Origin of the sequence: Bifidobacterium sp. ESL0775, from assembly GCF_029395475.1 — a bacterium.
In the GTDB taxonomy this organism is placed as follows: Bacteria; Actinomycetota; Actinomycetes; order Actinomycetales; family Bifidobacteriaceae; genus Bifidobacterium.
On record NZ_CP113917.1, the window covers coordinates 334,358 to 358,298 of the forward strand.

General features: G+C 59.3%; 15 protein-coding genes. 9 read left to right on the forward strand and 6 right to left on the reverse strand.

All coding sequences use genetic code 11. The features are described 5' to 3' along the window. Window positions 1-95: 95 nt before the first annotated feature. Together OZX73_RS00985 and OZX73_RS00990 are read right to left on the reverse strand one after the other, a co-directional pair. Window positions 96-1,868 carry a glycoside hydrolase family 13 protein gene (locus OZX73_RS00985; protein ID WP_277149804.1) on the reverse strand — a complete coding sequence of 591 codons (1,773 nt, stop codon included), beginning with the start codon at window positions 1,866-1,868 and terminating at the stop codon, window positions 96-98. 173 nt (window positions 1,869-2,041) lie between these two features. Continuing rightward, window positions 2,042-3,340, reverse strand: coding sequence for a LacI family DNA-binding transcriptional regulator (locus OZX73_RS00990; RefSeq protein ID WP_277149805.1), 1,299 nt, complete (start codon window positions 3,338-3,340; stop codon window positions 2,042-2,044). Between the two features lie 291 nt (window positions 3,341-3,631). Between OZX73_RS00990 and OZX73_RS00995 the strand changes: the two genes are divergently transcribed. Beyond that, window positions 3,632-6,118 carry a TIM-barrel domain-containing protein gene (locus tag OZX73_RS00995; RefSeq protein ID WP_277149808.1) on the forward strand — a complete coding sequence of 829 codons (2,487 nt, stop codon included), beginning with the start codon at window positions 3,632-3,634 and terminating at the stop codon, window positions 6,116-6,118. Between the two features lie 219 nt (window positions 6,119-6,337). Here OZX73_RS00995 and OZX73_RS01000 read toward each other — a convergent pair whose 3' ends face one another. From OZX73_RS01000 to OZX73_RS01010, 3 genes are all read right to left on the reverse strand, one after another. Continuing rightward, entirely contained in the window at window positions 6,338-7,174 is an 837-nt protein-coding gene (locus tag OZX73_RS01000; protein ID WP_277149810.1) for a carbohydrate ABC transporter permease, read from the reverse strand. After that, window positions 7,171-8,025 carry a sugar ABC transporter permease gene (locus OZX73_RS01005; RefSeq protein ID WP_277150869.1) on the reverse strand — a complete coding sequence of 285 codons (855 nt, stop codon included), beginning with the start codon at window positions 8,023-8,025 and terminating at the stop codon, window positions 7,171-7,173. Before OZX73_RS01005 ends, OZX73_RS01000 begins: the two co-directional genes overlap by 4 nt. Window positions 8,026-8,098: 73 nt before the next feature. Next, window positions 8,099-9,451: an ABC transporter substrate-binding protein gene (locus OZX73_RS01010; protein WP_277150870.1), complete on the reverse strand. Its 1,353-nt coding sequence runs from the start codon at window positions 9,449-9,451 to the stop codon at window positions 8,099-8,101. A 440-nt stretch (window positions 9,452-9,891) separates the two neighbouring features. On the opposite strand from OZX73_RS01010, the gene OZX73_RS01015 reads away from it, so the two are divergent. The 7 genes from OZX73_RS01015 to OZX73_RS01045 all read left to right on the forward strand — a co-directional run bounded on the left by OZX73_RS01015 (window position 9,892) and on the right by OZX73_RS01045 (window position 17,928). After that, window positions 9,892-10,920: a LacI family DNA-binding transcriptional regulator gene (locus tag OZX73_RS01015; protein ID WP_277149812.1), complete on the forward strand. Its 1,029-nt coding sequence runs from the start codon at window positions 9,892-9,894 to the stop codon at window positions 10,918-10,920. Between the two features lie 140 nt (window positions 10,921-11,060). After that, entirely contained in the window at window positions 11,061-11,717 is a 657-nt protein-coding gene (locus tag OZX73_RS01020; protein ID WP_277149814.1) for a YesL family protein, read from the forward strand. A 120-nt stretch (window positions 11,718-11,837) separates the two neighbouring features. Continuing rightward, on the forward strand, window positions 11,838-13,031 hold the full coding sequence (locus tag OZX73_RS01025; protein WP_277149816.1) for a LacI family DNA-binding transcriptional regulator: 1,194 nt from the start codon (window positions 11,838-11,840) through the stop codon (window positions 13,029-13,031). Window positions 13,032-13,163: 132 nt separating this feature from the next. Continuing rightward, window positions 13,164-14,603 carry a glycoside hydrolase family 32 protein gene (locus tag OZX73_RS01030; protein WP_277149818.1) on the forward strand — a complete coding sequence of 480 codons (1,440 nt, stop codon included), beginning with the start codon at window positions 13,164-13,166 and terminating at the stop codon, window positions 14,601-14,603. A gap of 201 nt (window positions 14,604-14,804) precedes the next feature. Then, complete coding sequence (locus OZX73_RS01035; RefSeq protein WP_277149820.1) at window positions 14,805-16,127, forward strand: ABC transporter substrate-binding protein; 1,323 nt, start codon at window positions 14,805-14,807, stop codon at window positions 16,125-16,127. Window positions 16,128-16,240: 113 nt separating this feature from the next. Then, the gene (locus OZX73_RS01040; protein ID WP_277149823.1) at window positions 16,241-17,095 is read left to right on the forward strand and encodes a sugar ABC transporter permease; all 855 of its coding nucleotides are present in this window, start codon (window positions 16,241-16,243) and stop codon (window positions 17,093-17,095) included. Beyond that, a complete protein-coding gene (locus OZX73_RS01045; RefSeq protein WP_277149825.1) occupies window positions 17,092-17,928 on the forward strand; it encodes a carbohydrate ABC transporter permease in 837 nt (278 codons plus the stop codon). Before OZX73_RS01040 ends, OZX73_RS01045 begins: the two co-directional genes overlap by 4 nt. 940 nt (window positions 17,929-18,868) lie before the next feature. Here the strand turns inward: OZX73_RS01045 and OZX73_RS01050 are convergent. Beyond that, entirely contained in the window at window positions 18,869-22,219 is a 3,351-nt protein-coding gene (locus OZX73_RS01050) for a BspA family leucine-rich repeat surface protein (RefSeq protein WP_277149827.1), read from the reverse strand. 475 nt (window positions 22,220-22,694) lie between these two features. Between OZX73_RS01050 and OZX73_RS01055 the strand changes: the two genes are divergently transcribed. Then, window positions 22,695-23,873 (forward strand): DUF262 domain-containing protein, encoded by a 1,179-nt coding sequence (locus tag OZX73_RS01055; RefSeq protein ID WP_277149829.1) that lies wholly within the window; start codon window positions 22,695-22,697, stop codon window positions 23,871-23,873. The last annotated feature ends 68 nt before the right edge of the window (window positions 23,874-23,941 follow it).

A 23,941-nucleotide genomic window follows, 5' to 3' on the forward strand; every position in this document is an offset into this window, starting at 1 on the left:
AAACGTATTACGCATTGATATACGTGAGACCCGCAAAATCGGAAGTGATTCTGCGGGTCTCAATCATTACGCGGGAATCGCGTAGGGCTCAGTAATTACTTGTCGAGCAGGAGCCAGGCGCTCGCGTCTTGCGGCAAGCCGCCGTCGGCCGCAAGCTTGGCCGAGGTGAGCAGGATGCGGCCCTTGGGCAGGGCCACCGGGGCGGCGCCGAAGTTGGTGACGCTGGTGAATGTGGCGGCTGAGCCCTGATAGGTGGCCGGGCGCGTGTAGGCGATGACGTCGTCGCCCAAGTCGAGCCAATCGAAGCTCTCATAATCGCCGGTGGCGGTCAGCAGCTCGGCACGGTCCTTCATTGCCGAACGGTAAAGCGTCAGCATCGAAGTGGGGTCGTTGGCCTCCTTGTCGGCCGCGAAGTCCTTGAACCACAAGGGCTGCGGCAGGTGTGGCGCCTCGGAGGGCGTGCCATCGGCCTTGGTCGCCGGCGAGAAGCCGAACGAGGCGCCCTCGCCGAAGTCCTTGTCCCAGGAAGCCGGCTTCGGCTCATCGCCCGCGGTCCACGGCAGCGGCACACGGCAGCCGTCGCGGCCCTTGTCGGTGGCACTTTGGCTGGTACGCGTCGCGTTCGGATCCTCAAGACGGTTCCACGGGATATTCGGCACCTCGAAGAGCCCGAGCTCCTCGCCCTGATAGACGTAGACGGAACCGGGCAGGCCCATTTCCATCAACACCGCGGCGCGGGCGCGACGGGTGCCCAACTCGCGGTTTTCGAAATAGGTCTTGCCGTCGCGCAGCAGCCAGTCCTTGGCGAGCTGGTGCTTGTCGCTCGAGGCAACCTGCGGCAGGCCATAGCGCGTGGGGACACGCGGAAGGTCGTGGTTGCTCATCACCCAAGTGGAGGTGGAGCCGTTGGTGCGCGACGCGGAATCGAGCCCCTCGGTGATGGCGGCGCGCATGTCGTCGACGGTCCAGTTGGCCTTGGCGAACTCGAAGTTGAAGACCTGCCCGAGCTCGTCCATGGAGGCGTAAAGGTACTGGTGCTCGGGGATCACCCAAGCCTCGGCCACCGCGAAACGCGGCGGATTGTACTCGTTGAAGACCTGGCGCCATTCCTTGTAGATGTCGTGGACCTCCGGGCGGTCCCACATCGGGCTGCGGCCGTCGCGATTCTCCTGGGCCTGCACACTGAACTCCGCGCCCAGCTTCTCCAGCGATTCGGAATCGAAGTCCTTGGCCAGGCCGTGCGCCACATCGATGCGGAATCCGTCGACGCCGTGGTCGCTCCAGAAGCGGAACGTCTTCTTGAACTCCTCGTGGATGTCCGGGTTCTTCCAGTTGACGTCAGGCTGCTCGGCGGCGAAGATGTGGAAATACCACTGGCCGTCGTCGACGCGCTTCCAGGCCGGGCCGCCGAAGAGCGACTGCCAGTCGTTCGGCGGCAGCTCGCCGTTCTTGCCGCGCCCCTCGCGGAAGATGTAGCGGTCGCGTGCGGCCGATCCGCGCCCGGCCTTGAGCGCCTCCTGGAAGAAGCGGTGCTTGTCGGAGGTGTGGTTCGGCACGATGTCGACGATGATCTTAAGGCCGGCCTTGTGCGCGGCGGCGACCATCTGGTCGAAGTCGTCCATTGTCCCCAGCCGCGGGTCGACGTTGCGGTAATCGATGACGTCGTAACCGCCGTCGGCCAGCTCGGAGGGGTAGAACGGCGAGAGCCAGACTGCGTCCAGGCCCAGGCCCTTGAGGTAGTCCATCTTCTCGGTGATGCCCGCGATGTCGCCGAGCCCGTCTCCGTTCACGTCCTTGAAGCTGCGTGGGTAGATCTGATAGACGACGGCTTGCTTCCACCAGTCGTCGCGTGTGTTGTTAGCGGTCATGTTTGCCTTTCTTGGGTTTCCGATACGTTCCGTCTCAATAAACATTGATTATTGACAACGTTAGCATGGAATCATCACTTTATCGGTTTGACTCGCGGATTCATTGCAATTTTATTATTGATTACGTTGTCAGTAACATTCAGCCTGTGAGGTGTATGGCGTTATTAAAGGGTTTACGCCCTGCCGCGGTAGGCGGGAGTGGGCACATAGGCGAAGGATGAAGCCTTCGGCGAAACCGGAGCGACCGAGGAGGTGCGTTCGCGTCGCAGCTCATCCGGGGATGCTTCCGCCGCGTCCGCTGCGGCCAGCGGTGCCGTGGTGTCGCGCAGCATGAGTTGCACCGGGAAGACCTGATAAGGATTCCCGTCAGATGATTCGGGGGATGGCCAGCCGCTGGCTGCCTCGGCTGCTTTGACTGCCTCGTCTGCCGGAGGTTCCTGATGGCTGTCTTCGCCTTGGTCCTGTTTCGCGGTGGCGGTGCCCGATGCGCGATCTTCGGATTGGCCTGCGTCCGCAAGGCTTGCCGTCGTGTCCTCCGCCTTGTTGTCCATGGCCGACAAGGTCTTACGGGCCGCTTCGGCGCCGATTTCGAAGGGGTCTTGGTGCAGTGTGGTCAAGCCGATCGCGGAGGCGAGCTCGATGTCGTCGAACCCGATGGCGGACAGGTCGCGCGGGACCTCGCGGCCATAGCGGTGCAGCCGGTAGAGTATCGGCAGCGCCGTCTCGTCCTTGATGAAGCAGACCGCCGTGAGCCGCGGCCGCGAGGTCAGAATCGCGTTGATGGCCTGGTCGCAGAATTGCGGGCCGGCATCGAAGAGCAGGACCTGCGGGCGCACGTCGCCATGCTGTGCGCAGGCGTCGCGAAACCCCTGCAGGCGCGACTCCGCGCTGTAATGCAACTGCCGGTGGCTGTATTCACCGATGTAACCGATGTCGCGGTGCCCGAGTGCCGCCAGATGGTCGACGGCGGTGTGCATGGCGCCCTTGTCGTCGATGCCGACGGTGGCGTCGAAGCCGACCGGTGAGGGCACGTTGATGCCCACGATCGGCACGTGCATGGTTTTGAGGCGCGAGACCTCCTCCGGGTCGATGTCGAAGGAATCGACGATGACGGCGTCCACATTGCGGCGCACCGGCAGGTCCATGAAGAACTCGCGGCGCTCGGCTGTGGTGGTCATCCTGAACACCGAGATGTCGTATCCTGCCGGGTGGAAGACCGAATCGAGGCCGGCGAAAGCGTGCGCGTCGAACCACGTCGACACCCCGTCGCTGGTAAGCAAGGCGATGCGCATGGTCTGCCCGCTTTTGAGCGCCGCCGCGGAACGTGAGATATGGAATCCGAGTTTTTCGGCGGCCTGCGTCACTTTCGTGCGCGTCCGAGGCGCGACGAGCTCCGGCTTGGTAAATGTGCGGGAGACGGTGGAGATCGAGACCCCCGCCGCCCGCGCGACCTCCCTGATGTCTGTTGCCATGCGTCCGCCTTTGTGTTGTTTGTACTCATTATATGGTCGGTGGCGCCGTTCTGGAATCGTTGGTGGACGCGCGCGAAGTTTTCGGTGGTGTGGCGATGAGTCGTGCTCATGTCGCATTGAACAAGACGAAGTAAGCAAATTTTCGCAAACGCTAGCAAAAGTTTTGAGTACTGACAATTCAGTGTAAATTGATTTACATTCGACACGCTTTGAACGATTTTATGCAAGCGCTGTCATTATCGTGCTTTAAAATAATTACTTGTTATCTTGGCTTTTCAAAGGAGATTACGTATGTCGGCATTCCCGCAACCAAGGACAAATCCGGCCATGGATCCAGCCGCCACCATTCAGGGGGATAAGTGGAGGATAGGCGTCATCACGGATTCATTGCTTCGTCTTGAATGGCAGGAGCAAGGCGAATTCGAGGACAACGCGACGCAGGTTGTCGTCAACCGAAATTGGGGCGCCAAACCGCAATTCACCAAAATCGTCATCGACGGCCAACTCGTCGTCGACACCCCCCATCTGCGCCTCACTTACGACATGGGTCCCTTCAGCAAGGAGGGCTTGAGCGTCGTCGCCAAGGGGATTCGCTATTCCCAGGCGAACACATGGAATTATGGCGATGCGCAATATGGCAATCTGGGCGGGACCGCGCGCACCCTCGACGGCGCCGACGGCGCGGTGCCCCTGGGCGATGGCGTGCTTTCGAAAAACGGATGGGCGGTCATCGACGACTCGAAGTCGAACCTCATCGCCGAAGTGCCGGAGGTCCGCGGGCAGAAGAACCCGTTCAAGACCTGGATCCAACCCCGTGCGCACGGCGGCATCGACATCTATGTTTTCGCTTACGGCCATCGCTACATCGACGCGATCGGCGATTTCTACCGGCTCACCGGCGAGACGCCGCTGCTTCCCCGTTTCACGCTCGGCAATTGGTGGAGCCGTTACCACAAATACTCGGAATCCGAGTATCTGGACCTGATGGACCGCTTCGACCGGGAGAGGCTGCCGTTCACCACCGCGGTCATCGACATGGACTGGCACCGCGTCGACGACATCGACCCCAAGTATGGTTCCGGCTGGACCGGCTATTCGTGGAACCGCAAGCTCTTTCCCGATCCGCCCCGGTTCCTTTCCGGTCTGCACAAGCGCGGCATGAAAGTGACGCTGAACGTCCATCCCCGCGATGGCATCCGTGGTTACGAGGACCAGTACGCCGAAGTCGCCACGGCCATGGGCATCGACCCCAAAAGCGATCTGCCGGTCAGCTTCGACCTGACCAGCTCGAAATTCATGCAGGCGTATTTCAAGCTGCACCACCAGCTGGAAGACGAAGGCGTCGATTTCTGGTGGCTGGATTGGCAGCAGGGCGGCGTGACCAGGCAGAAGGGCTTGGACCCGCTGTGGATGCTCAACCACCTGCACTACTTGGATTCCGCGCGTGACGGCCGATGGCCGTTGACCTTCTCCCGTTTCGCCGGCCCCGGTTCGCATCGTTACCCGGTGGGCTTCTCCGGCGACACGATCGTCACCTGGAAATCGTTGCAATTCCAGCCTTATTTCACCGCCACGGCCAGCAATATCGGCTATGGCTGGTGGAGCCACGACATCGGCGGCCACATGTTCGGCTTCCGCGACGAGCAGCTGGAGGCGCGCTGGTACCAGCTGGGCGCGTTCAGCCCAATCAACCGCTTGCATTCCACGGAATCCCCGTTCAACGGCAAGGAACCTTGGAATTTCCATCCGGGGGTCAGGGAGGCCATGTCGGACGCGTTGCGCCTGCGGCAGGAGCTCATCCCGTACCTCTACACGATGAACTGGCGCGCGCACGCGCAGGGTCGGCCTTTGGTCGAACCGATGTATTGGCAGAGCCCGGAGAACCTTGAGGCGTATAGCGTACCCAACGAGTTCAGGTTCGGCACCGAGCTCATCGCGGCGCCGATCACCGAGCCTATGGACGATTCCGCCCAGCGGGCCAAAGCCGATGTCTGGCTTCCGCAGGGGACTTGGTTCGATTTCTTCACCGGGCGCAGGTACGAGGCCAAGAACGCGATGGGCCGCAAGCTCGAAGCCTGGCGTGGCCTGCAGAGCATGCCGGTGTTCGCCAAGGCAGGCGCCATCGTGCCGATGCAAGCGCTTGATTCCGACAACGGTCGCATCAATTCCGTCGATAATCCGCGCCATCTGCGCGTGCTGGTCTTCCCCGGCGCCGACGGCTCCTTCGACCTTTACGAGGATGACGGCATCCACGACGATGGTTCCGTATCGGCCGTCACGGCAATCCGTTACGAGTCCGCCCTCGAAGGCGGCAAAGGCTCGCGCCTGAGCATCACGCGCCCGACAGGACGGCCGGAATGTCTTCCGGAGTCTCGTAGCTGGACTTTCGTCTTCCGCGGCGTCAAGCAGGGCAACGTTGCCGCGGTCAGCGTCGACGGGGCCAAAGTCGATGCGGATTGCGAATACGACGAGCGAACCTCAAGCCTGAGCGTGCGCGTCAACGAGGTCTCCCAAGGCGCCAAGATTCGTGTCGATTTCGCCCGCCAGCTTGCCTACGCCGCGGATGGTTGCCTTGAAGACGCCTACCAAGTCCTTTATGACGCCCAGATCGGGTATCGCGCCAAGGACACCGCCTTCCCCATCCTCAAGCAGTACGGCAAATACGCGCTTCCCTCGCTCTACAGCATGGGTGCCGGAAAGGCCGTTTCGGACGACACCTACCTTCCCGATGCCGTGATCCGCGCCGTCGCGGAACATCTCCTGCGCGTCGAGGAGTAAGTAAGAACAGATTGGGTGAATGGGACGTTGGTACAATACGCCGGCGTCCCATTTGCTATCTATTGATTGATAAAGTGGTTACCGTTCATTGGCGAACGTATAAACCGTTCCGGACTGTTCCAAACGCTCCAAGCCACCAGACGCACTCCATACGAAAACGCCTCCATACGTAACGCATACGTATGGAGGCGTTTCCTTTGTATTGAACCTTCTGTGGCTTCAGCCCTTCACAGCACCTGCGGCGATGCCGCCGATGATGTACTTCTGGCAGAGCACGTAGAAGATCATGATGGGGATGATCGCCAGCACGAGGCAGGCCATCATCGCGCCCATATCCACGGTTCCATACCCGCCGCGCAGGTACTGGATCGTGATCGGGATGGTCTTGAAGCGTTGCATATCGAGCGTCAGGTACGGCAGCAGGTAGTCGTTCCACACCCACATGGTCTCAAGGATGGCCACGGAGATGATGGTCGGCTTCATCATGGGGACCACGATGGTGAAGAAAGTGCGCAGCGTGCTGGCGCCGTCGATCATCGCGGCCTCCTCGATTTCCTGCGGGATCGACTTGACCACACCGGTGAAGATGAACACCGGCAGGCCCGCGCCGAAGCCCAGATAGATGAACCACAAGCCCCAAGGGGTGTTCAGGTTGCTCATATCGGCCAGTTTCGAGAGTGGGTACATCACCATCTGGAACGGGACGATCATGTCCAAGAGGAAGAACACGTAGATGAACTTGGCGAACACGGTGTTGACGCGCACGATCCACCAGGCGCACATCGAGGTGCAGATGAGGATGAACACGACCGTGCCGAGTGTGATGATCAGCGACCACAGGAAGCTGGAGAAGAAGCTGGTTTTCGCGATGCCATCAGTGTAATTGCTCAAACCCGCGTTCATCTTCCCGGTGGGGAGTTTGAACGTGTCGGTGGAGATGAAGACCTTCTTCTTGAAGGAGTTGATCAGCACCAGAACGATGGGGAAGATCCATGCCAGCGAGATGATGGCGAACAGGGTGGTCCAGAACGGACCATGCTTGATTTTCGTGTTCATGCTTGCGTCTCCTTGCTTGTCGTCAACCAGTTCTGGAGGATGGCGATGATGGAAACCAGGATCAGGAACACCACGGCCTTGGCCTGGCCGACACCCTCGAATCCGGGGCGGCTGTAGAACGTGCGGTAGATATTGAGCGCCAGCAACTCAGAAGTGTTGGAAGGCGCGCCGTTGGTCAGCGCGAGGTTCTGGTCGAACATCTTGAAGCCGTTGGTGACGGTGAGGAACGAGCAGACGGTGATGCTGGGCATCATCATCGGCAGGGTGATATTGAACAGCACCTGCCTTGGCGAGGCCCCGTCAACCTCCGCCGCCTCGATCAGGTCGTTGGGCACGTTCTGCAGGCCGGCGATGTAGATGACCATCATGTAGCCGATCTGCTGCCAACAGACCAGGATGACCATGCCCCAGAAGCCTAGTTTCGAGTTGTAGGTCAGCGAGATGTTCCAATGGGCCAGCACGCCGTTGAGCAGCAGCTGCCAGATATAGCCGAGCACGATGCCGCCGATGAGGTTGGGCATGAAGAAGATCGATCGGAACAGCTTAGCGCCGGCCATCGCCTTGGTGAACATGTAGGCGACGAAGAACGCGGCGACGTTGATGAGTATGGTCGTGACGATGGTGAACTCGACGGTGTAAATGAACGCGTGGGCGAACTCATTGTCCTGGAACGCCCTGCGGTAATTGTCGAATCCGACCCAGACGGCGTCCGTGATGGTGGTGAATTTGGTGAAACTAAGATAGATGCCGGCGATCAGAGGGACGATGAATCCCATAAGGAAAGCGGCGAGCGTTGGGAAAACAAATAGCGGCCACCAACGCCGAATGGCGCGCCCAGTCATTGTAATCATCATGAACCTATTCGTTGAATGATATGGAAAGTGAAGTGGGCCAGCGCTGGTGCACTGACCCACAAAGGAACCACTAGTTGTTATACGTGAGCTTGTATTCCTTGGCCCAGTTCTCGGTGTAGACCTTCTTGACGGCGTCCCAGTTTCCGCTTCCTTGAGCGTAGTTGAGCAGCGCGGCCTTCAGGTCGTCCTCCCACTGGTGGGAGGGATCGGGGACGAGGACGGTGTCCTTCTTGCCGGCCTTCTGATAGGCCAGGTTGTCGAGGACCAGCGGGTTGGTGGTCTGGTACTTGGCGTCGTCGAACGTCTTGAACGGCGTGACCAGGCCCATGTCCTTGGAGATCACGGTGCGGGACTTGTCGGAGGTGATGAGCCACTTCAGGAACTTCTGGGTGACTTCCTGGTCCTTCTTGGAGACCTTGGAGTTGATGCACCAGTAGTTGCTGATGACCTGCGTCAGGCCGTGGTTCTCCTCACCGGGGATGCCCATGTAGATCGGCAGCACGCCCATGTCGGAATCCTGGACGGTCTGGCCCTTGATCTGGCTGTAGCTCCAGACGCCGTTCTGATAGAACACGGACTGGCCGGTGGCGAACTCGGCGCTGGAATCATCGATGGTCTTGCCGGAGATGGCGCTGGGGGCGACGGTGGCGTCCTTGATGTAGAGATCGTAGATGTTCTTCATGTTGTCGACATACGTGCCCTTGAGCGAGGACGGGGTCTTGGTGATGTCCTTGTGTTCCTTCTCGGCCTCATAGAACACCGGAAGGGTGGCCATGTGGTAGTCGTAGCGGAACGCGGAGGTGGTGTCCATGCCTGCGGAAGCGAATGCGCCCTTGACGCCCATATCGTCCTTATGGGCTTGGATTTCCTCGACGACGGTCTTCAGCGCCTTGAAATTGTTCAAGTTGTCGATCGACTTGACGGTCGACCAGGAAGAGTCGAAGTACTTCTTGAGCAGCGTCTTGTTGTAGATGATGCCGTAGCTTTCCACGGCGTAGGGGATGGCGATCGGCTTGCCCTGCGAGTTCTTGAGCGCCTTGTTCTTGGTGTTGGCGTTCAGCTGCTTGTAGATCTCGGAGCCGGACATGTCGATGGCATAGTCGGCCCAGCCGTTCATGAAGCTCGGGCCGTCGGCCTGGAACATGGTCGGGGCCTGCTTCTTGGCCATCTCGCTTTTCAGCGTGGAATCGTAATCCTGGCCGCCAGTCTGGATCTGGACCGGGATGCCGGTCTCCTTCTGGAACTCCTGCCCCAGCTTCACCCAGGACTTCTGTTCCTCGGCCTTCTTGTTGAGATAGTAGACGCGGCCGTTGGCGTCATCCTTCGATGAGCTGCTCGAGCCGCAGGCGCCGAGCGTTCCCACTGAAAGCGCTAGCACGCAAGCGATGCCTAGGGCTTTGGTCCACGAACCATATCGTTTCATCTTCACTGTTACCTCCATGTAACTGAGCAACCGTAAGGTGCCCACTCACTTCTGCAACGCAAGCGTTGTTGCGCTCGCATCGCTATCGACGATGGCATTTTTGCAATTGTCACCATTAAGCTCACAAAAGGTGGTGTGAACTTCCATGACATGATTAATGATAGCGCTTGTATTTTAGTTAGCCAAATCAGTTGCTCGGTATTTCCTAGAATTTTGACAAAAAAAGAACAAAATATAAACATTTGACTGGCGGGTTTTATGATTTTTCAAGGCTTGGTTGACACTTTTAAGAAAACGCTGTCATTTTATGTCGAAATAGTCCAGACGATGTTATGGTTATAGGAACATGATGGCGATGGCCGTATCATTACCATATATACTTTTTAGGGGCATGTGGCATGGTTGCGCAGTGCCCATATATGCTTGAGGAGGGCATCGTTATGGCGACGTTGCAGGATGTGGCCGACAGGGCCGGGGTTTCCGTATCCACCGTCTCCCGTGCGCTGCATGAGACCGGACAAGTGAAATCCGAGACGTCACAGCGTATCAGGTCGGTGGCCGACCAGCTTCATTTCTCCCTGTCGCGCAGCGCGTCGTCGCTGGCGTCCGGCAAGACGATGCGGGTCGTCTACCTGACCTACAACAATCTCAACACCTGGTACACCTCGCAATGCATGGAAGGGCTCTATACCGGGCTTTACGGAACCGGATATGATCTGATCCCGTACGTCACCACGGTCAAGGAGGACCTCGACGCGTTCATCGAGGAGCTGCCGAGCAACGGCAATCTCGACGGCCTGGTGCTCACCTCGTTCCCCTTCACCGAAGACCAGCTGACGCTTTTAAGGGGGTTGCACATCCCCACGGTCGCCATCGACTCGAATTCCCCCGACGTCTTCGACGCGTCGGTCATGCTGGACAACAAATCAGCGATGTACAGCGCCGTCCAGCTTCTGCAAAGGTTGGGGCACACCTCCATCGCCTATGTCGGCGATCTGTTGAGCGACCGGTTCTTCATCAGCTCGAGGACGAGGTGCGAATATTTCCTGGACGCCGCCCACCAGCTGGGCTATGGCGATGACAACATCGAGGTTTTCACGCGTGATGACGCCAAGCCGGAGGTGAACGGAAGCCAATCGATCATTGCGCAATATGTGTCCTCGATCCTCTCCAGTCCGAAAAAGCCGACCGCGCTGTGCGCCTCGACCGATTACCTGGCGATGAGCCTGATTCACGGTTTCCGTGAGGTGGGGGTGAGCGTGCCCGACGATTTCTCGATCGTCGGTTTCGACGACATGGAGTGCGCCGACCTCATGGACCTCACCACCTTGCACCAAGACCCGCTGAAGACCGCGAAACTGGCTGCGGAGAAGCTGCTGAAGCTGATGAAGGGCGAGGAAGTCGAGGAACGCTATACCGAGATGAAGGCGTCGCTGGTGGTGCGGCATTCCACGAAACGGGCCTCGTGAGCGACGGCGTGCGCTGGTTGTCGGCGGGTTCTTCGATTCTGAAGTCGGTAAGTAACGCTTGCAAAGGGCATGTTGCCGTGGCCACGGATTATGGTCGGTGCGGTTTCGCGCCTCGTTGATTTTCAGAATGGAGATGGATTATGGGCTGGCTGTCGCCGGATTCGCGGTTCATGCGCGGGTTGTCCGATCTGACCGATGCGATCTGGATCAACATCCTTATGCTGCTCACCTCGATTCCCGTCGTCACCATCGGCGCGGCGCTTACGGCCGGCCACGACGCGAGCCGGCGCGTCCTGATCGGCGAGGGCCATGCGACGGCCAATTACTTCAAGGCGTTCAAAAGCAATTTCGCGCGCGCCACCGAGCTCTGGCTCGTCTTCGGCCTGACCGGCGCGGCGCTCGCCTATAGCTGGATTGTATTACAGATAACCCCGCTGCTCATCCCCAAATTCGCGCTCACCATCGTCTGGGCCATCGGCTTCGAATGGGTCTGGGCGCTGCAGGCGCGTTTCGAGAACACCTTCCTGACCACGCTCAAAAACGCGTTCGTGTTCGGTGTCGCCTACATCGGCCACACGCTCGGCCTCCTGGCGATCGACGTGGTGTTCATCGGCCTCGTCGTCGGCTCTTGGTTCTACATGCCGCAAGGCGAGTTCCTGCTCGTCATCTTCGGCTACGGCTCGATGGTCATGGTGCATATCCCGTTGCTGGAACGCGTGTTCGCCAAATATGTGCGGGCCGACGAGGCGAGGGGCCAGGATTCGTCCGCGGCCGCGGCCGAGAAATCGGATCGGTGACTTCTAGGGACGCTGTTATATTTTCAATGTCACACAAAGGCAGCGGCCGTCGCCTCTGCTGTATAAGCCGTTTGTCGCGAATGCGACCGGAACCGACGTGGGCGGGTAGGCTTGAGAATTATGGGAAAAGTAACGCTGCAGGACGTGGCCAAGGCCGCGGGCGTCTCGACGGCCACGGTGTCGTGGGCCGTCAATGACAAGCGCGACGTCCGCATTCCCGAATCGACGCGTAAGAAGGTGCGCAAGGTCGCGCGTGAGCTTGGTTATCATCCCAATGCGTTGGCCAAAGGGTTGGCGCAGGGCTCGTCATCGCTCATCGGCTTCATCAGCGACGACGTGGCGACCTCCCCGTTCGCCGGTCAGGTGATTCGCGGCGCGCAGGACGAGGCGTGGCGCCACAACAAGATTTTGCTGGTGGTCGACACCGGCGGCAAGGAGTCCATCGAGCGTTCGGCGTTCGATTTCATGATGGAGCACCAGGTCGAAGGCATCATTTATTCGAGCTGGATCCATCAGGAGATCACCCCGCTGGAGGGCTTTTCGCCGGACAACACGGTTTTGGTGAACTGTTTCGACAAGGCCCACGAGTTTCCCGCTGTGGTGCCCGACGAGCGGCAGGGCGGCCGTGAGGCGACGGAGCTGTTGCTGAAGGCCGGCCATCGGCGCATCGCCTACCTCAAGCACCCGAACTCGAAGCCCGATTCGGTGGGGCGCCTCGCGGGCTATCGCGATGCCTTGCAGGCGGCGGGCATCGAGTACGACCCGTCTTTGGTCATCAGCGCCTACGCGAACCAGGAAGGCGGCTACGGCGCGGCCGATGCCCTGCTCGCCACCCACGCCACGGCGGCGTTCTGCCATAACGACCGTTTGGCGATGGGCCTCTACGACGCCTTGCACGAGCGCGGGTTGCATGTCCCTGACGACATTTCCCTGGTCGGTTTCGACAACCAGGAGGTCATCTCCGCCCACCTCCACCCGGCGCTCACGACGGTCGGCTTGCCGCAATACGACTTGGGCAAGTTGGGCGTCCGCATGCTTCTCGAGCGCGACGAGGATGATTCCGGCGACAAAGATGATTCCGACAACGAGGACATTTCCGGTGACGAGGGTGATGCCGGCTTCAGCGGAAGCGAAACAGGCGATTCCGTCCGCTCCGATGTTCCGCAATCCGATGGCGCCGATTCCAGCACCGGCACCGATGTCGACGGCGATCTCGATAAGCCCGAACACTCCGATCGGCCGCGCCAGCGCATGATGAACCGGGTCACCTGCCCGGCCGTCATCAGGGATTCCATAGCGCGTTACCAAGGTTGACTCGCGCCTCTTTCCGGCGCTTACGGTAATCGAGTTTGACAAGAAATTCTTACGTGCTATCATAATGATTAATCGCTTAAACGCTTAAGCGATTAAATACAAGCAAGACAAGAGATTATGACAAAATCTCCAATGCGAATGAGGCGTATCACCGAAGCTGGTGGCGCGGAAAGGTTCGGTATGAAGCTGTACTATCAATTCCCCGACACATGGTTTGGCGATTGCATGCCATTCGGCAAGGGCGACCGCTTCTTCCTTTTCCATCAGCGCGACACGCGAAACCCCGGTCCGTTCGGCGAGCCCTTCGGCTGGTCGCTGGCCACGACGAAGGATTTCGTCCACTATGAGGATTGCGGCACGGCCATCCCGCGCGGTGCCGATGACGCGCAGGACCAGTTCATCTACGCGGGCAGCGTTTTTGAGGGCGAGGGCCAATACCACGCTTTCTACACTGGCTACAACCGCGATTTCCCGGCGCAGGGCAAGCCTTCGCAGGTGCTGATGCACGCCGTGAGCGACGATCTGTACCACTGGCGGAAAACCGAGGACAAGCTGACGTTCGTCCCGCAGGCCGGATACGACCCCGACGACTGGCGCGACCCGTGGGTGGTCCGCGACGACGAGCACGACCAATACCTGCTGATCCTCGGCGCCCGCAAGATCGGCCCGAAATCGCAACAGACCGGCCGCACCGTCAAATTCACCTCGAAGGACCTCAAGAACTGGAAGTTCGAAGGCGACTTCTGGGCCCCCGGCCTCTTCACGATGCACGAGATGCCCGACCTCTTCAAGATGGGCGACTGGTGGTACCACATCGTCACCGAGTACAGTGACAAGCACGGCATGGTCTACCGCATGGCCAAAAGCCTCGAAGGGCCATGGATCAAGCCTGCCGACGACGCCTTCGACGGCAGCGGCTATTACGCCGGACGCACCTTCGAGCTGAACGGCAAGCGCGTCCTCTTCGGCTGGGTCGGCACCAAGGAAGACAACGACGACACCAAGAACTACGAGTGGGGCGGCACCTTCGTTCCCCACGAGGTCTACCAGCGCGAGGACGGCACCTTGGGCTGCCGCCCGGTCGACACGCTGTGGGCCGCTTTCGACAAGCGCGAGCCGATCACCGACACGGTCATCGACGCTCCCCACAAGCGCGTCAACAAGGTCCTGGCCCGCGACTGCGGCGACTTCTTCTCCTTCGAGGCCGACGTCAGCTTCGAGCCAGGCACGCGCCAGTTCGGCCTTCGCCTCTTTGAAAACGAGGAGACCGGCCGCAGCTATCAATTCAACTTCAAGGTCGACGAGAACCGTTTCGTCTTCGAGGGCAGCCCCAATTACGAATGGTTCAATGTCATGAACATCGGCCTCGAGCGCCCGATTCGCCTTGAGGCAGGCAAGAACTACCATATCCAGGTCGTCGTCGATGACACGATCGCGACGCTTTATGTCAACGGCGTCGCCCTGAACGCGCGCATGTATCGCCACCACGGCGATGCGTTGAGCATGTTCGCCACCGACGGCACAGTGCGCTTGGCGAACATCTCCATCGCGCGAGGGATTAAGGAGGGGTGACGGCAACAAACGGCAAAGCTTAATCAGAGAAACGGTGCGAAGCTCCAGCGCAAGGGGATGCCGAAGTCCTCTGGGCCGGAGCGGGTAGCCCGAAATAATGTATTGCATGGTGGGGCAGAGCCCGCCAAAGCCTCGCGCGCAAAAACGCGGACTTCCTATTGAGTGTTGATAACAATGCGGTTAGACATATCGGAGGGAAAAATGAAAAAGGTAATGAAGGCAGTGGCGCTCGCGGCGGCCGCGGCGATGTGCGTCGGCACGTTCGCCGGCTGCGGATCGTCGTCAAGTTCGGGCGCGAGCTCGGACAAAGGGCACGTCTACTTCCTGAGCGGCAAGCCCGAGCAGCTTGACCAGTTCAAGCAATTGGGCAAGGAATTCACCAAGGACACGGGCATCGGCTTCGATGTCACCGCCGCTTCGTTCGACAACGGCCAGCAGACGCTGAAAAGCGAGCTCGCCAAGTCCGAGGCGCCCACGCTGTTCGACGTCGACAACAACAACTTCCTCGACTGGACCAGCTATTACGACGACATGTCCGACACCAACATGTACAAGGACCTGAACCATCAGGAGTACGCGCTGAAGGACGGCCAGAAGATCGGCGCGGTGCCTTACGTCCAGGAGCGTTACGGCATCATCTACAACAAGGCGCTGCTCAAGAAGTACTTCGACGCCAAGTGGTCGTCGATCAAGTCCATCGACAAGATCGACAACTTCAAGGCCCTGAAGACAGTGGCCGACGAGATCCAGGACCACAAGGGCGACATCGGGGTCAAGGGCGCGTTCAGCTCCGCCGGCTTCGATTCCAGCTCCATCAAGCGTTTCGGCGACCAGCTCGCGCATATCCCGGTGTATTACGAATATCACGATATGAAAACCACCACGGAACCCGCCACGGTGACCGGCAAGTACATGCCGAACTTCAAGAACATCTTCGACCTCTACCTGAAGGACTCCACCACGCCGCCGAGCCAGCTCTCCAGCGCGACCATGGATGACTCCAACTCCGAGTTCTCCTTGGGCGACGCGGTCTTCCTGCAGAACGGCTCCTGGGGCTATTCGCAGATCAAGGACCAGCAGGTGCTCGACAAGGACATCGGCGTGCTCCCCATCTACATGGGCGTCCCCGGCGAGGAGAAGCAGGGCCTGACGGTCAGCTTCCTCTACTTCGCGGTCAACAAGAACTCCTCGGCGAAGGACAAGAAGGCCACCCGCCAGTTCCTCGATTACATCCTGAAGAACGACAAGGCCCGCAAGATCTTCACCGACGACATGGGCTTTGAGACGCCGTTCAAGTCCTACGCCAAGGCCGGATACAAGACCAAGAACCCGATCCAGCGCGCCAACGACGCCTACGCCAAGGCCGGCGACTACGACACCGTCATCTACCCGCTTCCCAGCCAGCAGTGGGCGCAATCCCTCGGCAACGCCATGCTTGAGTACGCTCAGGGCACCGGCAGCTGGGCCAAGGTGACCAGCGCGTTCGTCGACGGTTGGGCCAAGGAATACAAGTCGACCCACTGATCTGGGGTCCTGCGCGGCGGGCCGTCGGAGCCATTGAGCAAGAGGGCGAAAGCCTCCGGCTTCAATGGCCTGCCGCGATTTTCCGGCTATCCAAGCAAATCTAGGAGGTTGCAATGATTTCAATGGCGGGTAAAAGCATCCGCAGGTGGTGGGCGTTGTTCGCGCTTCCTACGTTTGCCGCCTTTATCATCGGCTTTGTGGTGCCTTTCGTCATGGGCATCTATCTGAGCCTGTGCAAGTTCAGCACCGTCACCGATGCGAAGTTCATCGGTTTCTCGAACTATTCCAAGGCGTTGGCCGACCCTGAGTTCTGGCACGCCATGTGGTACACGATCGCGTTCACCATCATCACCACGCTGATCGTCAACATCATCGCGTTCTCGGTGGCGTACATGCTCACCAAGGCGATTCACGGCGCCACGATCTTCCGCTCGATATTCTTCATGCCGAACCTCATCGGCGGCATCATCCTGGGCTATGTCTGGCTGCTGCTGTTGAACGGCGTGCTCGCCAAGTGGGGCAGGTCGATCACCTACTCCGGCACCTACGGATTCTGGGGCATGGTCATGCTTTACTGCTGGCAGCAAATCGGCTACATGATGATCATCTACATCGCCGGCCTGCAGGCGCTTCCCGGTGACGTGATCGAGGCCGCGCACGTCGATGGCGCCAACGGACGCCAGACGTTGTTCGATGTCACGCTGCCGCTGATGATGCCATCGATCACCGTCTGCACCTTCCTGACCATCACCAACGGCTTCAAGATGTTCGACCAGAACTTGGCGTTGACCAACGGCGCCCCGTCCAACAAGTCCGAACTGCTCGCCCTCAACATCTACCGCACCTTCTATGGGCGCGCCGGATTCGAGGGTGTCGGCCAGGCCAAGGCGGTCATCTTCTTCATCATCGTCGCCGTCATCGCCGTGATCCAGAACCGGCTCACCACAAGCAGGGAGGTGGCAGCATGAGTGACAAAGTCAAGCATCCATGGATATGGACGGTGTTCTTCACCCTCGTATCCCTGGTTTGGATCTTCCCCATCGTCCTGGTGCTGATCAATTCGTTCAAGCAGAAGGCCTACATTTCGCATGACACCTTCGCCATCCCGCGTGGCAAGATGTTCGTCGGGCTTGACAACTACCGTCGTGGCGTCGAGCAGACCGATCTGTTCGCCAGCTTTGGCTGGACCGTCGTGGTCACCGTCGGCTCCGTCCTGCTCATCCTCATCTGCACCTCGATGTGCGCCTGGTGGATCGTGCGCGTCAACAATTGGGTTGCGAAGGCGCTGTACCTGCTCTTCCTGTTCAATATGATCGTGCCGTTCCAGATGGTCATGTTCACGCTTTCCAAGCTCGCCGACATGATCGGGCTGAACACGCCTTGGGGCTTGTGGATCGTCTACCTCGGCTTTGGGGCCGGGCTCGCGGTGTTCATCTTCACCGGCACCGTCAAGGGCATCCCCGAGGAACTCGAGGAGTCGGCCATGATCGACGGCGCTTCGGTGCCGCGCATCTTCTTCCAGATCGTCGTGCCGATCATGCGCCCGTCCATCGTCTCCGTCGCGATTCTCGAGGCCATGTGGATATGGAACGACTTCCTGCTTCCGTACCTGACCTTGGACATGCGCAAGTACAAGACCATCTCCATCGCCATCCAGTACCTGAAGGGTGGCTACGGCTCGATTGATATGGGCGCGATGATGGCCTGCCTGATCCTGGCGATCATCCCCATCGTGATCTTCTACCTCTTCTGCCAGAAGTACATCATCAAGGGCGTCCTCGCCGGCGCCGTCAAGGGCTAAATAGGTTGCTTGCCGATTGATTGGAATCGGGCCGCTCGTTCCGCGATGTTCGCGGAGTGGGCGGCCTGATTTTTTAATATCCTACTTTTGGCTAGATTATATGCGGTTACGATTTGCGGCAATTATTTAGGACAATTGGGACATTTGGGACATTTAGGACAATTGGCGTGGGATTGGGGCGAGACATCTTATGTGGGATTGTTTTATCCTTCTGATTGGCATCGGTCTGGCGCTTCTGTGTTGTTTTGCGTGGGAACGGACATTTCTACTTCGATTATGGTTGTCAATAGCAGATCTTGCCAAGAAGGGTGTTCCTACTTTTATGTTGGATTTGGAAGGATTCTCTTGCTGAGTCGTGTTGAACATGTTGCATGACAATTCACGGATGGAGCTATTGACATACGCGAATTTAGCAAAACGTCGCAAAATGGTGTCCATAAGACGCGAAAAACGTCGCAAAACAGTGCCTTCTACCCTCGAAAAACGTCGCAGAACAGCGATGGAAGCCCGGAATTGCAACGATTATGGGAGCTTTTAAAAGTAATATCGTTATTTGATAAGATTTCGTTTTCTTGGATATAGACAGTTTGGTAGCAACGTTTGATCGATATGTAAGGCGATATTTCGTCGTTGTGTCGTTTTGGTATGGGTAGATAAGCCAATGCTGACAGTAATCTTATGTATAAATCACACGACAGTACGAGGGTGCGCTGGGAAATGGTGAGGTGGGTGGGTGTCGGCGCGGGGTTGGTTTGGGTTGTTGGTTGCCGTGCCGGCACCCGGTTGGGTTCCCGCCGGCCGGAGTGTTGGCGCGGCTCGACGGGAAGTCTTTGGTTGGGGCACTGGGATGTGGTTGGTGTCCTTGTATCTTGACTGGTTGTTTGCTGGTTTTGGGTTGGGCTTGTTCATGTTTGGCATGAGCAAGCCCACGCATGCTGGTTCATCTGCTGTGGCGGGCTTTGGCTTGGCGTTGGTGGCGTAGCCGGTCCACCAACGACAGGAGCAGGAGCGCCAGGCCGAGGCCTCCGGCGAGGAAGGTGGCCAGGTGTTGGGGTTGCCCTCCGGTCAGGGGGAGGGCGTGTTGGTAGGGGCCGCTGACGCGGATGGGCGTGGCTCCGGTGTCGGCGGTCAGGCTGCTGACGGTTCCCGGTGTGCGCCAGGTGTCGGTGGTGGTGAGGGTGGCGGACACCTGGTATTGGCCGGTGTCGGGGATGGTTGTCTTCGGGATGGTGCGGGTGAACGTGTGGCTGGTGCCGCCGTCCCACGCGCCCGCGCCGGCCTGGATGTCCTGGCAGGTGGCGGCGCCGGGCGTGCCGGCTTTGGGGGTGAGGCATAGGTGGATGGTGTCGCTGGCCGCCCAGGGTTTGCCGGTGGCGGTGACGAGCACGTCGTTGGTGCCCGGGTCGCGTTGGACGGTAAGCCCGGTGGGCGCGGCGACCTCGTGCCATACCGCGTAGAGGCTGGTGGACTGGCCCGCCGTGGTGAGCACGGGCAGCCCCTGCCCCGGATCGTACGCGCTGTCCGGGCTGGTGGCGGTGTCGCTGGTGTTCCATCCGGCGAACACGTGGTGGGCGAGGGCGGGGATCGCGTCGGCTCCGCTGTTGGGGATGGTGTAGGGGGCCTTGCCGGTGGCGGTGTCCGCGTAGCCCGCGTACGCGGTTGGCGCGCCGGTGCCGCCTTGCGGGTGGTAGGTGGCGTTGGAGTAGGGGAGGGTGCGAGCGACGGTGGTGGTGCCGCCGGTGATGGTGTTGCCGGTGAGCGGGTCAGTGACCTGCCCGGCGCTGGCCGTCAGCGTATAGGATTGGCCGGGTGCCGGCTGGAGGCTGGTGGCGGGCTCGCCGGTGATCGCGCACGTGCCGGTGCAGGTCCAGGTGTGTCCGGCGCCGCTGGACAGCGTACTGGTGCGCTCGGCGGTGATGTCGACGGTGGCGGGCCCTCCGGCCGGGGCGTGGACGGTGACGGGGCCGATCGCTGGGTCATTGCTCTTCCATTGGGGGATGAGGGTGATGATCCTGCTGGGATAGTACTCGCGCGTCCCCAGGCTCAGGGTGCTGCCGGGGGTCCAGGATACGCCGTCCTGGTCCCTCCACCCGTCGAACAGGCGTCCCGGCTTGTTCGCGGTCATCACCGTGGGAGCGGGGATGGGCACCGAAGCGCCGGTGGTGTGGGTGTCGTAGCTGGTCGGCTGGTAGCTGGCGGCGCCGCCGTTGGGGTCGATGACGATCTCCACGCCGGTGAACGAATGGTCCACATAATAGCCCTTCGGATTCGGCCCCGAGGCGCGCGCGGCCAGGGAGTAGATATTGCCGATGGTGCGTATGTAGTGGGCGGTGGTGCCGAACCCGTCCAGCTCGTCCCATGTCATGTTCGTGTTGACGTTGGAGAACGCGTTGGAGCCCAGCTTCGTGTTGGGGCCGAGGGCGAGCATGCGCAGCCCGTCGGGCAGCATGGCGGACCAAGTGTTGAGAGGGTTGGGGTTCCAGCCGTGCAGGTCGAGTGTGGTCAGGCTGGTGTCGCCTTGGAACATGTTGTTCAGATTCGCGTTCGTGGATGGTAGGGTCCAGCGGGACACGTCGATGTTGGTGAGCTTCGGGTCGTTGCGGAACGCGGCCTCGAAGCGGGTGACGTGGCTCACGTCCCAGTCGGCCAGGCCGCGGATCGTCACCAGGTTCGGGTTGCTGGCGAACGCGCCCATCATGTCGGTGACGTGGCTGGTGTCCCAGCCGCTGACGTCCAGGGTCACCACGCTGGGCATGCCGCTGAACGCGCCATACATCATGTTGGTGAGGTTGCTCGTGTCCCACGTCGATGCGTCAAGGGTGGTGAGGTTGGGCGCGGTGCTGAACCAGTTGTCGTACTTGCCGGTGGTGGTGCTCCAGTGGGCCACGTCGACGGTGGCCAGGCTGGTGCAGCCAGTGAACATATAGTCTTTGTACGTGGTCGCGTTCGAGGTCTTCCATCCGGACAGGTTCAGCCGGGAGAGGCTGGCGTCGTTCTGGAACATGCTTTGCATGTTGGTGGTCTTGCTGACGTCCCAGCCGTGCAGGTCGAGGCTGGCCAGGCTGGTGTCGCCTCCGAACATGCCGCCCATGTTGGCGAGGTTGCCGATGTTCCATGAATGCAGGTCGAGGCTGGCCAGGCTGGTGTCGCTCTGGAACATGGCCATCGTGTTGGTGATGTGGCTGGTGTCCCAGGCGCCGACGCCGGTGATGGTCTGCAGTTTCGGGCAGTTGGAGAACACGCCTTGCAGGTAGGTGACGCCGGCCATGCTCCACCCGGTGGCGTCGATGGCCTTGAGGTTGGGCGCGGTGCTGAACCAGTTGTCGTAGTGGTTGGTGGTGGTGCTCCAGTTGGTGGCGTCGATGGAGGTCAGGCTGGTGCAGCCGCGGAACATGATGTTTTTGTTGGTGGTCGTGTCCGAGGTCTTCCACCTGGACAGGTCCAGCCGGGAGAGGCTGGCGTCGCCGTAGAACATGCCTTCCATGTTGCCGATGCCGCTGACGTCCCAGCCGGACAGGTCGAGGGTGGTCAGGCTGGTGTCGTTCTGGAACATGCCCGGCATGCCTGCGGCCTGGCTGACGTCCCAGCCGCGCAGGTCGAGGCTGGTCAGGCTGGTGTCGCCGCCGAACATGCGCCATCCTCCGCCTCCGGCGAGGGTGACCCTGCCGGAGGCGGCCGTGACCACGCTTCCCAGAGAATGCCAGTTGGCGAACGCGTTTTCGGAGCGGATGGTGAGGGCGCCGTCGATGGTCACGCCGGTGACGCTGTTGGCGATCGTGCCGGTGGTATTGCCGTCGCCGAACATGCTGGCGCTGGTGGTGGTGCCGGTGTCGCCGCCGTGGATGACCAGCGCGCAGTCCGCGTAGAGGTTCCAACGGGCCGAGCCCCACAAGCCGCTGTCGGCGGCGCACCCGGACTGCGGGCCGACCTGCGGCTCACTGCGCGTCAACGGCGGGGACGCCACGCTGGCGTCACGGCTGTCACCATCCGCCGGCAGGGAGGCAACGGCGCCGGACTGCCCGCCAAGGACCCGCGGGACGGGACGGACAACGGAAGAAGCCGAGGGGTTGCGACGCGGTGTCGCCTTGGAGAATGCGGAAGACTCGGAAGAGCGCGCGGGCTGCGATGGGTTGGAAAGATGTGTGGAACCGGAAGGTTCAGAAGAAACTGTAGATTGGGAAGTGGCGTTAGGCGAGGGTGAGGGTTGGGATTGGGAGGTATCGGAAAGTGAGGAAAAACCTTCAGTTACGCTAGTATTGCGGGGGGGGTTACCGTCAATGCTGTAATACAAACCAGCATCGAGACCAACGCGCGGATAACACCCATAGTGAACACCAACCTTTTTATCTTCGTTGCAAACCCTGTGGTGCAATATAACACGCGGGGCGGCTCTCGCGATGCAAACTAAATTATACATTATACGGGTTTCCGTGTGGGCTCAACCCCGTTCCGGCGCATGTCCCGTATCCGCGACACCAGGGCGGTCCATCGTCTCGAAAGGTTTGCAGTCCAATGATGTCAGACGTTTTACGGAGTAAGTGAAAGGTTTTCGAAGTACTTTCCCATCTAGCCAAAATAGGTCCAAGAAAAGACCGCTCCGGCGTGTCGTGACGGATTGATTGGATGTGCGTTCTAAAATTATTAGGTCCTAGCGAAATATGGTGTATAATGGCGGTAATTGAAATAAAACCGTTAGGTCCTAAGGAGTAATAATGACATTCGCAAGGCTCAATATCACACCTTCTGCGTTACCAATGCTTTCCATCATGTCGTCTATCAAAAACGTGCGTATGAATGGCCTGGATCTCTCTCCGGATTATCAGCGTGGTTACATCTGGTCCAATGAATACAAGGATCAACTCATTCTGAGCATTATCTTGAACTACCCAATCGGCAACATCGTCATCAATAACCTCGACCACCCCAATGCCAGAAATGCCAGGCAGGAGTTGGTGGATGGCAAGCAACGTCTGACCACCATCCTGCGTTTCATGGAAGGGGGGAACGTCGGGCAATGGATTGAAGGCGATGACGACTGGTACAAGCTCAGCAAGAAAACCTCGGATCAGGCCAAGCCCATCATCGAGAAAATCGTGGGCGAATCCGATTCTGCGGGCATCGAGAAAATGAACCGGGTGAGCCGTTTGTCCTTTAAGGATTTGCCGGCAAGCATCCAAATGAATTTCAATTCGTATAGCATCCCGGTCTACACGATGCAGGCCGCTGATCCCGCGCAGATTCGTGATTATTTCAAGGTGTTGCAGAATCAGGAGAAATTGCGCGCCGGCGAAATCATCAATGCGTTGCCGGATAACCCAATGAGCCAATACTTTGATCGGATTCCGGCACAGCGTTTCATGCAACGGATTGGTTGCAAGTTCAAGCGCGCTGAACTGGAGAAAGTCTACTATTCCGTTTTGGGCACTTGGTTCGGCAAGCTGCAGCTCAATTCTTCGGACAAGAACGTGATCTCGTTCGTCGAGAATATGAGATCGTTGACGGATGAGCAGATTCAATCCATCGAGACCCTCGATGAGGGCATTGCCGCCATCGCCAATCTTCCGGTTCAGATTTCACATCCTCGCAGCAGCAAGCGCATGCTCAAGCTGCTTTTCGGCCTGGTGTTGGAACAGCCGGGATTCTTCTCGGGGCCGGATGTGCTCTCCAAGGTCGAGCATATTGGTGAGTTGTCGGCCAAATTGGCCGCTTTCAACTCGAGCGAGTCCGACGAGGTCGCCTTTGCCAAATATTTCGGAGACGAATATAAGAGCAATGAGGAATCGTTCAAGGAAGACAGGGCCCCGCTTTATCGGTTGATTTTTTCAGCCACGACGAGAAGCACGCCGAAAAACGAATTCAAACGCGTCATGACCATGCTGCAATTGCTCATGGAACAATCGTTCAAGGCCGCTCATGATTTCTATTTGGAGACACTTACGGCTTGATTCTTGGTTTTGCCGGATTGAGGTCGCCGACGGGTTTGCACCGCAGGCGTAGGCAAGTATTGTTGGTC

Coding starts and splice junctions, on each gene's coding strand:
- OZX73_RS00985 (WP_277149804.1), bottom strand. CDS start 1,868: ATGACCGCTAACAACACACGCGACGACTGGTGGAAGCAAGCCGTCGTC.
- OZX73_RS00990 (WP_277149805.1), bottom strand. CDS start 3,340: ATGGCAACAGACATCAGGGAGGTCGCGCGGGCGGCGGGGGTCTCGATC.
- OZX73_RS00995 (WP_277149808.1), top strand. CDS start 3,632: ATGTCGGCATTCCCGCAACCAAGGACAAATCCGGCCATGGATCCAGCC.
- OZX73_RS01000 (WP_277149810.1), bottom strand. CDS start 7,174: ATGAACACGAAAATCAAGCATGGTCCGTTCTGGACCACCCTGTTCGCC.
- OZX73_RS01005 (WP_277150869.1), bottom strand. CDS start 8,025: ATGATTACAATGACTGGGCGCGCCATTCGGCGTTGGTGGCCGCTATTT.
- OZX73_RS01010 (WP_277150870.1), bottom strand. CDS start 9,451: ATGAAACGATATGGTTCGTGGACCAAAGCCCTAGGCATCGCTTGCGTG.
- OZX73_RS01015 (WP_277149812.1), top strand. CDS start 9,892: ATGGCGACGTTGCAGGATGTGGCCGACAGGGCCGGGGTTTCCGTATCC.
- OZX73_RS01020 (WP_277149814.1), top strand. CDS start 11,061: ATGGGCTGGCTGTCGCCGGATTCGCGGTTCATGCGCGGGTTGTCCGAT.
- OZX73_RS01025 (WP_277149816.1), top strand. CDS start 11,838: ATGGGAAAAGTAACGCTGCAGGACGTGGCCAAGGCCGCGGGCGTCTCG.
- OZX73_RS01030 (WP_277149818.1), top strand. CDS start 13,164: ATGCGAATGAGGCGTATCACCGAAGCTGGTGGCGCGGAAAGGTTCGGT.
- OZX73_RS01035 (WP_277149820.1), top strand. CDS start 14,805: ATGAAAAAGGTAATGAAGGCAGTGGCGCTCGCGGCGGCCGCGGCGATG.
- OZX73_RS01040 (WP_277149823.1), top strand. CDS start 16,241: ATGATTTCAATGGCGGGTAAAAGCATCCGCAGGTGGTGGGCGTTGTTC.
- OZX73_RS01045 (WP_277149825.1), top strand. CDS start 17,092: ATGAGTGACAAAGTCAAGCATCCATGGATATGGACGGTGTTCTTCACC.
- OZX73_RS01055 (WP_277149829.1), top strand. CDS start 22,695: ATGTCGTCTATCAAAAACGTGCGTATGAATGGCCTGGATCTCTCTCCG.